The organism is Geodermatophilus sp. SMS 5-13, assembly GCF_059428245.1.
On sequence record NZ_CP165729.1, the window covers coordinates 4001848 to 4015193 of the forward strand.

Genomic DNA, 13346 nt, shown 5'->3' on the forward strand with positions numbered 1-13346 from the left:
CTTACCGTCGGTGTCTACTCGGCACCTGGAGGTGACCGCCGTGCGCTGGTCCGAAGACCGCATCAGCGTCCGACCGCTGCCGGTCCGCTGGACGGCGGCGCTCGTCGTGGCCGCCGCGGTCGGTTTCGCGCTCGTCGGCGGCCTCACGGTGACGGCGCCGGCCTCGTCCGAGCGGCCGCAGGACAACTCCTCGCTCACCACCGACCCGGCCACCGAGCCCACGGGCCGCGGCGGCCTGCCGCACGGGGTGGCGGCACCGACGTCGACGGTGCCCGAGGCACCCGTCGTCACGCCCTCGCCCCAGCCGGCCCCCGCGGAGACGACCGCGGCGCCGACCCCCGAGCCGGTCGCCGTCCCCGCGGCCGCGGACGTCGTCGTCGGCAGCCCCGGCAAGCCCTGCGGTGCCGAGGGCACCCTCGCCGTGACCGCCGCCGACCGTCCCCTGGTCTGCATCGCCGGCGGGAGCGGTCAGCTCCGCTGGCGCTTCAGCTGAGCCCTCGCGCGGTTGATCATCGGCAGGTGGCTGGTGGACACGCCGGAGGGGGCAACCACCCGCCGATGATCAACGCGGGACTACCTCAGTAGCGGCCCTTCGGCGGGCGCTTGGCGCCGGACTTGTTCTGCATCTGGGCGATGAAGTCCTTGATCTTCTGCTGGTTCTGCGGCTTCCTCGCCTCGTCGAAGACCTTCTTGGCGATCGCGGCCGCGATCGCGCTGCGCATCAGCTTCACGTGTGTCTCCCTGTCTCGGTCCGGTCAGTCGACGAGGTCCAGCGCCGCGCCCACCACGGTCTCGGTGTCCAGGCCGTGCAGTTCGTACACGCTGGCCAGGTCACCGCTCTGGCCGAACGAGGTCACGCCGAGGTGCGTTCCCGGCACGCCGCGGACGCCGGCGAGGAACGCCAGCGTGTGCGGGTGCCCGTCGAGCACGGTGACCATCGGCGCGGCCCGGTCCTCCGGGAACGCGGAGTCGAGGATCCAGGCCGGTCCGTCGTCCAGGCCGCGGCGCGCCTGCAGCGCGCGGAACAGCAGCCCCGGGCTGGTGACGACCACGACGTCGGCGGGGAACCCGAGCCCGTCCAGCCGCTCGGCCGCGGCGAGCACCTCGGGGACGACGGCGCCCATCGCGACGAGCGTGATCCCCGGATCCGACACGTCGTGCCCCAGCCGGTAGGCCCCGCCGACGACCTGCCGGCGCCGCCGCTCCCGCGCGGCGGGGTCCGGCGGGATCCGGGCCAGCGTCTGGTCCACCGGCCGGGTCGACAGCCGCAGGTACGCCGACGAGCCGCCCGGCCTGCCGAGGCGACCGAGCGCCGCCAGCAGGCACCACTCGGTGTCCAGCGCGAACGCCGGCTCGTAGGACACGCAGCCCGGCTGCTCCAGCCCGATCGACGGCGTGGTGATCGACTGGTGCGCGCCGCCCTCGGGCGCCAGCGTCACCCCGGACGGCGTCCCCACCAGGATCGACTGCCCGCCGGCGTAGATGCCGAACGACCACGGCTCCAGCGCCCGCTCGACGAACGGGTCGTAGAGGACGCCGATCGGCAGCAGCGGCTGCCCCCACCGCGACCAGGTGGCCCCGAGCTCGCCGATCGCCCCGACCAGGTTGGTCTCGGCGATGCCCAGCTCGATGTGCTGGCCGGACGGGCGCTCCCGCCAGTGCAGGATCGTCTCGGCGTCGTCGGCGAACCAGTCCTGGCGCGCCTCGTGCGACCACACCCCGACCTTGTTCACCCAACCGCCGAGGTTGGTGGAGCTCGACACGTCCGGGCTGACGGTGACGATGCGGTGCCCCGCGTCGGGGGCGGCCCGGTTGAGGTCCAGCAGCGTCCGCCCGAGCGCCGCCTGCGTCGTCGCCGTCCCGTGCGGGGTGCGGCCGAGGTCGGCGGGAACGGACGGCGCCGGCTCGGCGACCGGCGCGACCCGGGTGAGCCGCGCGGCCGCCTCGGCGAGCAGCGCGGCCGCGTCGCTGCCGGGCGGGAACGGCGCCCACGGGTCGGCGACGTCGAGGCCGAGGTCCTCGGCGAGCTCGGCCAGCTGCGCGTCGGTGAGCAGCGCCGAGTGGTTCTGCGGATGCCCCTCGATCGCCAGCCCGTAGCCCTTGAGCGTGTAGGCCAGGATCACCGTCGGGCGGGTGTCGTCGATCCGGCCGAACGCCTCGCGCAGCGCCGAGAGGTCGTGCCCGCCGAGGTTGCGCACCGCCGCCACCAGGTCCTCGTCCCCGACCTCGCCGATCAGCGTGGCGATGGCCGCCGCGCCCGGGCCGCCGCCGGGCAGGTGCTCGCGCAGCTCGGCCGGCGTGCGGCGCAGCATCCGCTGGTACTCGGCGTTGGACATCTCGTCGATGCGGTCGCGCAGCGCCGGCCCGCCGTCGCGGGCGAACAGCTCCTCCAGCAGCCGGCCGTACTTGACGGTGAGCACCTGCCAGCCGGCCGCGGTGAACATCCCCGACAGCCGGGGCGCGCCGAAGGTGGGGACGACGCGGTCGAGGGACTGGCGGTTGAGGTCGACGATCCAGTTGACCTCGCCCAGCTCGGCGACCATCGGGTCCAGCACCGCCTCCCAGACGGCGCCCTCGTCGAGCTCGGCGTCCCCGACCAGCGACCACTGCCGGCCGGTGCCGCCGGCGCCGAGCTGGGTGTTGACGTACCGGCGGGCGATCGCGCCCCAGATCGGCGCGGTGGCGCCGATGCCGACCGAGCCGGTCGAGTAGTCGGCCGGCACCGGGTCCTTGAGCCGCGACGGGTAGGACTGCAGGCCGCCGAACTCGCGCAGCGTGGTCAGGTACTTCCGGTCGAGATGGCCGAGCAGGTACTCCATCGCGTGCAGCACCGGCGAGGCGTGCGGCTTGACCGACACCCGGTCGTCGGCCCGCAGCTGCTCCAGCCACAGCGAGGTCATGATCGTGACCATCGACGCGCTGGAGGCCTGGTGGCCGCCGACCTTGAGCCCGGTCGGGTTGGGCCGCACGCGGTTGGCGTGGTGGACGACGTTGGTCGCCAGCCACAGCAGCCGCTGCTCGATCTGCCGCAGGGCGGAGTCGGTGCTGCTCTCGGCTCGGGCGGCGGTCAGGCTCATGGTGGGCTCCTCGGTACGCGACGCTGCGCGGGTCCAGTCTCGGCCATGCGACGTGCCGTGGTGATCACCGCCGTCCGGGACGACGATGCGCGGCATGGACTACGCCGAGGCGAAGGCGATCTTCCTGGTCCCGCCGGCGGAGGAGCGCACGCCGCCCCCGCTGCCCGACACCCCCGCCCGCCGGCTGCGCGACGCCACCGAGGCGATCGCCACGGTCAGCTGGTGGGGGCCGCCGGTCAACGAGCGGCTCGCGGCGCTCGGGCTGGACTTCATCACCGGCTACGTCTGGGGCCGGACGGCGCCGATGGGCGAGCCGGTGCCGCAGGTGGTGGTGGCCGCGTTCGGCGTCTTCGAGCCCGCCGTCCTCACCTCGTGGTACGAGGAGGGGCGGGCGAAGGCCTCCCGGGCCGACGTCCTCACCGCCCGCGAGGAGGGCGTGGTCGAGACGCTGCGCGAGGTCCTCGGCGACGCCGACGTCACCGGCGCCGTCCGGCTGCTGCGCACCGCCACCGACGTCTGCGCCGGGGACCTCGCCGGCCGCCCGCTGTTCGCCGGGCAGCTGTCCCTGCCCTGGCCGGCCGACCCGCTGGGGCAGCTCTGGCACGCCTGCACCCTGCTGCGCGAGTACCGCGGCGACGTGCACATCGCCGCGAACGTCGCCGCCGGGATCAGCGGCGTCGCGATGAACCTGCTCACCGAGTACTGGATCGGCTGGGCGCCGACCGCCTACGCCGGCACCCGCGGCTGGGCGCCGGAGGTCATGGCCGCCGCCGATGCCGCATTGGTCGCGCGGGGGCTGGTCGCCGACGGCCGGCTCACCGAGCAGGGACGGCGGCTGCGCGACGGGATCGAGGAGGGGACCGACGCCGCGCTGCGGCCCGCGCTCGACGCCGTCGGCCCGGAGCTCGACGGCCTGATCCGGCAGCTCGAGGAGTGGTCGGCGGCCGTCGTCGACGCCGGTGTCGCGCCGCCCGACCTCTACAAACGCGTCAGCGGCTGACCGCTCGGACGTGACGCTTGACACAACCTTTCGGGCGGGCGAAAGGTGCGGGTCATCCATTCATCTCTCAGCGAGAGGGAGTTCCCATGGCCAGGGAGACCACCGTCAGCATCCTGCCCTGCGGTGCGATGACCGCCGACCTCACCTGGCTGCTGCTGGCTCCGGGCCGGGCCATGCGCTCGCGGCAGAACAAGGACCAGCCGGCCGAGTGGGTCGACGTCCCGACGCACTGCGTGTTGGTCGACACTCCCGACGGCCGGCTGCTGTGGGACACCAGCTGCCCGCGCGACTGGGAGGAGCGCTGGGCGCCGACCGGTCTGCAGGACTTCTTCCCGTACGACAAGGTCTCCGAGGACGAGTACCTCGACTCCCGGCTCAAGCAGCTCAACCTGGCTCCCGGCGACCTCGACTACGTCGTCTTCTCGCACCTGCACTTCGACCACGCCGGCAACGCGAAGATGTTCGAGGGCACGAACGCCACGCTGGTCTGCAGCGACAAGGAGAAGGAGTGGTGCCACTCCTTCGACGGGCCGTTCAACGGCGCCCACCTGAAGGCCGACTTCGAGGGGCTGCAGTTCGAGACGGTCTCCGGTGACGTCACCGACTTCCTCCCCGGCGTCGGCTTCATCCAGACCCCGGGGCACACGCCGGGCAGCATGTCGATGCGGGTCGACCTGGGCGAGACCGGCACGATGATCTTCACCGCCGACGCCGTCTACATGGGCGCCAGCTACGGGCCGCCGACCGTGCCCGCGGCGATCGTGAACAACCTCGAGCAGTTCTACGCGTCGGTCGAGAAGATCCGGGGCATCGCCGAGGAGACGAACGCGACCGTGGTCTTCGGCCACGACGCGGACCAGATCCACCAGCTGCGGACGGCGCCTGCCGGCAGCTACCGCTGACCCCGGACGAGGAGCGCGACCGATGACCGCCACGCACGAGACCCCGCAGACCGAGGAGACGATCTTCACCTGGGGCGCGCCGCCCCTGAAGTTCGGCCCCGGCGCGGTGGACGAGATCGGCTTCGACCTGTCCCAGTACGGCGTCGAGCGGGTGCTGATCATCACCGACGCGAACGTGCACTCCGCGGGGTTGCCGCAGCGGATCGCCGACTCGCTGACCCGGTACGACATCCGCGCGGAGATCTTCGACGGCGTCCACGTCGAGCCGACCGACGAGAGCATGGACAAGGCGGCCGGCTACGCGAAGGCGCAGGGGCCGTGGGACGGGTTCATCGCCGTGGGCGGCGGCTCGGCGATCGACACCGCCAAGGCGGTCAACCTGCTCACCACCGACGGCGGCGAGCTGATGGACTACATCAACAAGCCGATCGGGCAGGCGCGGTCACCCAAGGGGCAGCTCAAGCCGCTGATCGCCGTCCCCACGACGGCCGGGACCGGGTCGGAGAGCACGGCCATGTGCGTGCTCGACGTCCTCTCGATGAAGGTGAAGACGGGGATCAGCCACTGGCGCCTGCGCCCGACCCTGGCGGTGGTCGACCCGCTGCTGACGCTGTCCCTGCCGCCGGAGGTCAGCGCCGCGTCCGGCATGGACATCGTGTGCCACGCGCTGGAGAGCTACACCGCCCGCTGGTACCAGACCTTCGACAAGAAGCAGCCGGAGCAGCGGGTCACCTACTGCGGCTCCAACCCGATCTCGGACCTGTGGTGCGAACGGGCGATGACCCTGCTCGCGCGGTCGTTCCGCAAGGCCGTGCACGAGGGGGACGACGTCGGCGCGCGCACCGACATGATGGCCGCGGCCACGTTCGCCGGGATGGGGTTCGGCAACTCCGGCGTGCACATCCCGCACGCCAACGCCTACCCGATCGCCGGCATGGTCAAGGACTTCCGGCCCTCGGGCTACCCGCAGGACGAGCCGATGGTCCCGCACGGGATGTCGGTGTCGCTGACCGCGCCCGAGGCATTCCGGTTCAGCTTCGAGTCCGCGCCCGAGCGGCACCTCAAGGCCGCGTCGCTGCTCGGGCCGGACACCGACAAGGCCAACGACCCCCGGCAGCAGCTGCCGACGGTGCTCACCGAGCTGATGCGCGACATCGGCATCCCCAACGGCATCGGCGCGGTCGGCTACACCGAGTCCGACATCCCCGACCTGGTCCCCGGCACCATGAAGCAGCAGCGGCTGCTGGCCACCTGCCCGCGCCCGGTCACCGAGGACGACATCGCCGACATCTTCGGCAAGTCCATCGAGAACTGGTGACGGCGGTGCCGCTCTACGACTACCGCTGCGCCGCGGGGCACCGCTTCGAGGCGATGGCCCCTCTGGCGGCGAGCGACACCGCCGCCTGCCCGTGCGGGGCCTCAGCCGTCAAGGTGCCTTCCCGGGTGGCGCTGGCCGGCCAGGCCGACCCCGGCCGGCCGATGGAGCTGATGCCGCAGACCTGGCGCGGCACCTACGAGGGCAACCGCGAGTACCTCGGGCAGCTGCGCCGGGAGTGGGGTGCCCGGCAGAAGCTCGAGGAGAAGCACGAGGAGCTGCGCGGCGACCAGCGGCCGATCCTCGCGCACGAGGGCCGCTTCCACGGGGCTCCGCTGCGGGCCGGCGACCCGGTCCCGGGTCACGCGCACGGGCATCCGCACTCGCACGGGGGGACGGAGACGACGACCTAGGGGGACGACCATGGCCGAGGAGCGGCTCGAGGAGTTCCGGCTGTTCATCGACGGCAAGCCGGTGGACGCGCTGGGTGGGCGCACGTTCGAGTCGATGAACCCCTACACCGGCCGGCCGTGGGCGCGGCTGGCCGACGGCGGCCCGGAGGACGTCGACGCCGCGGTCGGCTCGGCCCGCGCGGCGTTCGACGGCGAGTGGGGCGCGCTCACCGGCTTCCAGCGGGCGGCGGTGCTGCGCGCCTGCGCGGACGCCGTGGGTGCCGCGGCCGAGCGCCTCGCCCTGCTGGAGGTCCGCGACTCCGGCAAGCTGCTGCGCGAGATGCGCGGGCAGATGCAGGCGCTGCCGCAGTGGTTCCACTACTTCGCCGGGCTGGCCGACAAGCTCGAGGGCCGCACCGTCCCGCCGGTCAACGCGAACTACTTCGGCTACACCCGCCGGGAGCCGGTCGGCGTGGTCGCGGCGATCACCCCGTGGAACTCGCCGCTGCTGCTGCTCACCTGGAAGCTGGCGCCGGCGCTGGCCGCGGGCAACACCGTCGTCGTCAAGCCCTCGGAGCACTCCCCCGCCTCGACGGTCGCCTTCGCCGAGATCCTGCACGAGGCCGGGCTGCCGGCCGGCGTGCTCAACGTCGTCACCGCGTGGAACCGGGACACCGGCGCGGCGCTGGCCGGGCACCGCGGCGTGGACAAGGTGGCGTTCACCGGCTCGACCGCGACCGGCGTCCGGGTGGCGCAGGCGGCGGCGGCCAACGTCAACCGGGTGACGCTGGAGCTGGGCGGCAAGAGCCCGCAGATCGTCTTCGCCGACGCCGACCTCGACGCCGCGGCCAACGGCCTGGTCGCCGGCGTCTTCGCCGCGACCGGGCAGACCTGCATGGCCGGTTCGCGGCTGATCGTGCACGCCGACGTCCACGACGCGCTGGTGGCGAAGGTGGCCGAGCGGGCCCGCACCATCCGGCTCGGCGACCCGACCGACCCCGAGACCGAGATGGGCCCGGTGGCCAACCGGCCGCAGTACGAGAAGGTGCTCGGCTACCTGCGCGGCGCGCAGGAGGAGGGCGCGACGTTCGCCTGCGGCGGCTCGCCGGCGGAGCAGGGCGGGCTGTTCGTGCAGCCGACCGTCGTCACGGGGGTCGGACCGCGGCACACGATCGTGCGCGAGGAGGTCTTCGGGCCGGTGCTCGCGGCGGTGACCTTCACCGACGAGGACGAGGCGCTCAAGCTCGCCAACGACACCCCGTACGGGCTGGCCGGGTCGGTGTGGACCAAGGACGTGCACCGCGCCCACCGCGTGGCCGCTCGCCTGCGGGCGGGGACGGTGTGGATCAACGCCTACCGGGTGGTGGCGCCGAACATGCCGTTCGGCGGCTTCGGCTCCTCGGGGCTGGGCCGGGAGAACGGCATCGAGGCGCTCAACGAGTACACCGAGACCAAGTCGATCTGGGTGGAGCTGACCGGCGGCACGCGGGACCCCTTCCAGCTCGGCTGACAAGGGCCAAAATGGCCATTTTGGCCCTGCTGTGGACGACGGCAGCGGGCGATCGCGCGGCTCGGTCACGCTCCCGCGGTGAGTCGACGCCTGATGCCCGGGGTGTTCATCGGTAGCCACGCGATCGCGGAAGGTCTGCTGACCCGCAAGCAGCTGCGCGAGCGCAGTTACCGCCGGCTCGTCCAGGGCGTGTACGCGGACCCGTCCCTTCCTCCCGATCACCGGTTGCGCTGCCGGGCGGTGGCGCTCCTCCTACCCCGGGGGACGGCCATCGGTGGCCATTCCGCGGCGGCGTGGCACGGTGCCGCGTTCGCGGGGGCGCACGACCCGGTCACCGTCCTGCGCCCGGGAAGCGTGCAGTGGAAGGGGCCGCGCGAGGTGCGAGTGCACAGGACCGAGTTGTCCGAGCTCGACGTGGAGCTCCACGAGGGAGTACCGGTCAGTTCGTCGATGCGGACCGCCTGGGACGTCGCCGCTCTGGAACCACTGGGGACGGCGGTGGCTGCCCTGGACGCCATGGTCCGCGCCGGCACGGTCACGCCCACCGGCCTCGCCGCGATGGTCGATGCGGGCGCGGGGAGATGGGGGGTCACCCGGGTCCGCCGGGCCTTCTCGCTCGTGGACGGGCGGGCGGAGTCGGCGCCGGAGTCCCGCGTCCGCGTCGCACTGGCGCTCGCCGGGCTGGACCCGGTACCGCAGTTCGAGGTGAGGGTCGACGGCCGCTTCGTCGCCCGGGTCGATCTCGCCTGGCCCGAGGCCCGGCTGGCGGTCGAGTACGAGGGTGCCCACCACTTCGACGGCGCGCAGATCGTCCGTGACGATGCCCGGTTTGCGCGGCTGATCGCGGCCGGGTGGCGCGTGATCCGGCTCAGCGCCGCGGACCTGCGGGATCTCGACGGAGTCGTCGTCCGCGTGCGCGAAGCCCTCGCCCACTGAGGGCCAAAATGGCCATTTTGGCCCTCAATTGTTACTCGCCGGTTGTGAGCGAACACTCGGGTGAGCAGGGCCGGAGGTCCCTGGATGGGGTGCGTGACGGGCCCTTAGCGTCCGAAACCATCCAGTTCGCTCTCCTGGAGGTTGCGTGACCGCCGCTCCGAAGACCCCCGTGCCCGACGCCGCCGAGGCCGCGGCCCCCGAGGCCGCCGAGGCCATCGCCCCGCCGCCGGTCGGCGCTGCCGCCGTCGACGCGGCCGGCGCGCTGCTGCACCCCCGGCGCCTGGCCCGCGAGGCCGTGGGCCTGGGCCGGAATCTGGCGAGCATCGTGCGCGGCACCGACGCCATCGACCCCGCTGGGGACAAGCGGTTCGCCGACCCGGCCTGGACGTCGAACCCGGCCTACCGGCGGCTCGGGCAGTCCTACCTGGCGCTGTCGTCGTCCCTGGACCAGCTGGTCGAGGGGTACGAGGCCGACGGCGCGGACTGGCGCAAGGTGGAGCGGGCCCGCTTCGCGGTCAACGCCCTCTCCAGCGCGCTGGCCCCGACCAACACGTTCCTGGGCAACCCGGCGGCGGTGAAGCGGGCGATCGACACCGGCGGCGCCAGCGTCGTCCGGAGCCTGAAGAACCTGGCCGAGGACGTCCGCACCAACGGCGGCATGCCGCAGCAGACCGACCGCTCGGCCTACCAGGTCGGCCGCAACCTCGGCCGCACCAAGGGCTCGGTCGTGTACCGGGACGACGTCATCGAGCTGATCCAGTACCAGCCGTCGACGCCGCAGGTGCGGCAGCGGCCGCTGGTGATCGTGCCGCCGCCGATCGGCCGCTACTACTTCCTCGACCTGCGGCCGGGGCGCAGCTTCGTCGAGCACGCCGTCGACCAGGGCCTGCAGGTCTTCCTGATCAGCTGGCGCAACCCGTCGCGCAAGCACGCGCACTGGGACCTCGACACCTACGCCGAGCGGGTCCGCCGGGCGGTCGCGGTGGCCAAGTCGGTCACCGGCTCGGACGACGTCAACACCCTCGGCTTCTGCGCCGGCGGCATCGTGCAGACGACGCTGCTCAACCACCTCGCCGCGCTCGGCGACACCTCGGTGCACAGCGCGAGCTTCGCGGTCACCCTGCTCGACTTCGACAGCCGCGCGCCGCTCGGGGCGTTCTCCGGCAAGCGGGTGACCGGGCTGGCCCGGAGGATCTCGAAGACCGGCGGCGTCATCACCGCCCGCTCCATGGGCTCGACGTTCACCTGGATGCGCCCCGACGACCTGGTCTTCAACTACCTGGTCAACCAGTGGCTGATGGGCGAGGCGCCGCCGGCCTTCGACATCCTCGCCTGGAACGCCGACGGCACCAACCTGCCCGCCGCGCTGCACGAGCAGTTCCTGCAGGTCTTCCGGGACAACTCGCTCGTCGTCCCCGGCGCGACCACGGTGCTCGGGACGCCGGTCGACCTGGCCAACATCACCGTGCCGACCTTCGTCACCGGCGCCCTGACCGACCACCTCACGCCGTGGAAGGGCTGCTACCGGACGACGCAGCTGCTGTCCGGGGACAGCACCTTCGTGCTGAGCTCCAGCGGGCACATCCAGAGCCTGGTCAACCCGCCGGGCAACCCGAAGTCCTCCTACTGGGTCGGCGGCAAGCCGGGGCCGGACCCGGAGGACTGGAAGGCCTCGGCGACCAAGCGCAGCGGCAGCTGGTGGGAGCACTGGGCGGAGTGGACGATCGAGCGCTCCGGTGACCTGGTCGACGCGCCGGCCGAGCTGGGCAGCACGTCCTACCCGCCGATCGAGGCGGCACCCGGCTCCTACGTCCTGGACCGCGTTCCGGGCTGAGCCCTAGGGCCGGGGACGGAGCGCCACGAGGCAGAGGTCGTCGGCGAGCACTCCGCCGGCGAACGTGGTGACCGCGGCGACCACCGCGGTCACCACGTCCTCGGGTGGGGCGTCGCGGTGCGCGCGGACGACCTCTCGCGCCCGCTGCTCACCGAAGAGCTCGACCGGGGCGCCGGGCGTGCGTCGCGCGCTGCGGCCCTCGGTCAGGCCGTCGGTGAAGAGCAGGACGCCGCTGTCGAGCACGGCCCGGCGGACCGGCAGCCGCCGCTCGCCGAGGCCCGTGCCGAGCGGTGTGCCGGCCCCGCCCTCGGCCAGCGACGCGGCCGTGGCCAGGCGCCAGGGCGCGGGATGCCCGGCCGTGGCCCAGCGGAGCTGCCCGTCGCCGGTGATGTTCACGGCCACCGCGGTGACGAACTGCGACACGGGCGAGCCGCGCTCGGCCAGCGCCGTGTCGGCCAGCTGGAGCAGCTCGGCCGCGTCGTCGGTGAAGCGCGCGAACGTCGCCATCGTGGCCCGCACGAACGCGGCGCTGCGCGCGGCCTCCAGGCCGTGGCCGACGACGTCCCCCACGACCACCGTGGTGCTGCCGCGCGGGCCTTCCGCCACGAAGTAGAAGTCACCGGCGACCTCGCCCTCGGCCGGGACGAACGCCGTCGCCAGCTCCAGCCCCGGCCGGGGCGGGACGGCGGCCGGCGTGAGCGCGGCCCGCAGGGACTCCAGCTCGGCGAGCTCGGTCCGCTGCACGGCGAGCTCGCGGGTCAGCCGGCGTTCACGGCGCAGCAGCACGGTGACCAGGCACGGCACACCGAGCAGGACCACGGCGCGGTTGAGGGCGCCCAGCAGCAGGTCCCCCGACGAGAACCCGGGCGTCGGCGACAGCTGCTCGTCGAGGAGGAAACCGAGGAGCACGACGACCGCGGTGAGCAGCCCGCCGGTCAGGGAGAACCAGAACGTGGCGAGCACGACCGGGACGAGGCCGTAGAGGGACACCGCGAGGCCGGGCTGCTCGGTGAAGCGGAGCAGGACGAAGACGGCCAGCACGAGGACGACGATCGGCGCCACCCGCAGCGCGGTCGGAGACGGCACACGACGTCCGCTGGATCGGCGTCGATACCGTCGTCGCGGCACGCCGGGCAACCTAACAGTTGCGCCCGTCCACGATCGGGAACCCGGCGACCCGCCCGCGCGTGAGGCGGGGACGGAGGCCTTCTGGTCGCGACGGCGACCGCTTACCGTCGGCCTCCCCGGACGGACGAGGGAGCGCGGTGTGGTGGCTGAGGAGCTTCCTCCGACCGAGGCCCTGACCCCGCTGATCGGCGCCCGCCGCGTCCACCCGCTCGAGCCCGGTGACCCGGTCGCGGTCGGGCCGTACACGGTGCTGTGCCGGCTGCCCCGCGGCGGGCAGGGCGCCGACGTCTTCGTCGCCCGCGCCGACGACGCGGCGCCGCTGGTCGTGATCAAGTGCCTGCCCGCGGACGCCGGTGAGCTGACCCGCCGCGGGTTCGCCCGCGAGGTGGAGAACGCCGCGCGGATCAAGAGCCCGCGGGTCGCGCGGATCGTCGCCCAGGACCTCGAGGCGAAGAGCCCTTACTACGTGCAGGAGTACATCGCCGGCCTGCCGCTCGACGAGTTCCTGGCCCAGCGCGAGCGCGGCGGGCTCAACGCCGAGGAGCTGCGCCGCATCGCGATCGGCCTGCTCCGCGCGCTGCGCGACGCGCACGCCGCCAAGGTCGTCCACCGCGACGTGAAGCCGGGCAACATCATCATCAGCGACAAGGGCGTCTTCCTCGTCGACTTCGGCATCAGCCGCTACCTCGGCACCGAGCAGGTGGGCACGGTCACCTCGGCGATGGCCGGCTTCGGCTCGAAGCTGTTCGCCAGCCCGGAGCAGCTGCAGGGGCTGCCGCTCACCGAGGCCAGCGACGTCTACAGCTGGGGCATGGTCATCGCCTACGCCGCCGGCGCCCGGCACCCGGTGGACCCGGACGACGAGCTCTCCCCCGCCGACTACTGGCTGGAGCTGCGCGCCGGGCGCATCGACCTCGCGCCGGTGCCGCACAACCTGCTCGACAGCGTCACGCACGCGCTGCGGTTCCAGCCCGAGCGCCGACCGTCGCTGTCGGAGCTGGCCCGCGACGTGGAGCAGAGCACCCGCTGGCTCGGGCAGGCCTCGGAGATCCCCTCGCCGCGGACGGTGCTCGGCGACTTCCGCTCGCTGGACGCCGTCGTCGAGGTCGCCCGCTACCACCTGTCCCGGCTGGAGCGGGCGATCGCCGACACCTCCACCGGCTACGCGGTGGCGATCGGGGTCGTCGTCCTGCTCGGGATGCTCGTCGGGCTCGTCCTCGCCGTCCTCTACCACGTCGCCTTCGGATAGGAG

The 13346-nt window shown here is 73.3% G+C and carries 12 protein-coding genes; 9 read left to right on the top strand and 3 right to left on the bottom strand.

Annotation, left to right across the window (positions count from 1 at the left end):
- Positions 1–40: 40 nt before the first annotated feature.
- Positions 41–493, top strand: coding sequence for a hypothetical protein (locus AB3388_RS19350; protein ID WP_495406946.1), 453 nt, complete (start codon positions 41–43; stop codon positions 491–493).
- 85 nt (positions 494–578) lie between these two features.
- Here AB3388_RS19350 and AB3388_RS19355 read toward each other — a convergent pair whose 3' ends face one another.
- Both AB3388_RS19355 and AB3388_RS19360 read right to left on the bottom strand, forming a co-directional pair.
- Positions 579–731, bottom strand: a complete 153-nt coding sequence (locus AB3388_RS19355; protein ID WP_495406947.1) for a hypothetical protein — start codon at positions 729–731, stop codon at positions 579–581.
- Positions 732–755: 24 nt separating this feature from the next.
- Positions 756–3077, bottom strand: a complete 2322-nt coding sequence (locus AB3388_RS19360) for a thiamine pyrophosphate-binding protein (RefSeq protein WP_495406948.1) — start codon at positions 3075–3077, stop codon at positions 756–758.
- A 94-nt stretch (positions 3078–3171) separates the two neighbouring features.
- Here AB3388_RS19360 and AB3388_RS19365 point away from each other — a divergent pair, with 94 nt between their 5' ends.
- The 7 genes from AB3388_RS19365 to AB3388_RS19395 all read left to right on the top strand — a co-directional run bounded on the left by AB3388_RS19365 (position 3172) and on the right by AB3388_RS19395 (position 10966).
- Positions 3172–4077 (top strand): SCO6745 family protein, encoded by a 906-nt coding sequence (locus AB3388_RS19365; RefSeq protein ID WP_495406949.1) that lies wholly within the window; start codon positions 3172–3174, stop codon positions 4075–4077.
- Positions 4078–4163: 86 nt separating this feature from the next.
- Complete coding sequence (locus tag AB3388_RS19370) at positions 4164–4979, top strand: N-acyl homoserine lactonase family protein (RefSeq protein ID WP_495406950.1); 816 nt, start codon at positions 4164–4166, stop codon at positions 4977–4979.
- Positions 4980–5001: 22 nt separating this feature from the next.
- The gene (locus tag AB3388_RS19375; RefSeq protein ID WP_495406951.1) at positions 5002–6297 is read left to right on the top strand and encodes a hydroxyacid-oxoacid transhydrogenase; all 1296 of its coding nucleotides are present in this window, start codon (positions 5002–5004) and stop codon (positions 6295–6297) included.
- On the top strand, positions 6294–6707 hold the full coding sequence (locus AB3388_RS19380) for an FmdB family zinc ribbon protein (RefSeq protein WP_495406952.1): 414 nt from the start codon (positions 6294–6296) through the stop codon (positions 6705–6707). Before AB3388_RS19375 ends, AB3388_RS19380 begins: the two co-directional genes overlap by 4 nt.
- A 10-nt stretch (positions 6708–6717) precedes the next feature.
- Positions 6718–8196, top strand: a complete 1479-nt coding sequence (locus AB3388_RS19385) for an aldehyde dehydrogenase (protein WP_495406953.1) — start codon at positions 6718–6720, stop codon at positions 8194–8196.
- Between the two features lie 78 nt (positions 8197–8274).
- The gene (locus AB3388_RS19390) at positions 8275–9132 is read left to right on the top strand and encodes an endonuclease domain-containing protein (protein ID WP_495406954.1); all 858 of its coding nucleotides are present in this window, start codon (positions 8275–8277) and stop codon (positions 9130–9132) included.
- A gap of 145 nt (positions 9133–9277) precedes the next feature.
- The gene (locus tag AB3388_RS19395; protein ID WP_495406955.1) at positions 9278–10966 is read left to right on the top strand and encodes a PHA/PHB synthase family protein; all 1689 of its coding nucleotides are present in this window, start codon (positions 9278–9280) and stop codon (positions 10964–10966) included.
- Positions 10967–10969: 3 nt separating this feature from the next.
- Here AB3388_RS19395 and AB3388_RS19400 read toward each other — a convergent pair whose 3' ends face one another.
- Positions 10970–12052 (bottom strand): PP2C family protein-serine/threonine phosphatase, encoded by a 1083-nt coding sequence (locus AB3388_RS19400; protein WP_495406956.1) that lies wholly within the window; start codon positions 12050–12052, stop codon positions 10970–10972.
- A 184-nt stretch (positions 12053–12236) separates the two neighbouring features.
- On the opposite strand from AB3388_RS19400, the gene AB3388_RS19405 reads away from it, so the two are divergent.
- Positions 12237–13343: a serine/threonine-protein kinase gene (locus AB3388_RS19405; RefSeq protein ID WP_495406957.1), complete on the top strand. Its 1107-nt coding sequence runs from the start codon at positions 12237–12239 to the stop codon at positions 13341–13343.
- Positions 13344–13346 lie beyond the last annotated feature (3 nt).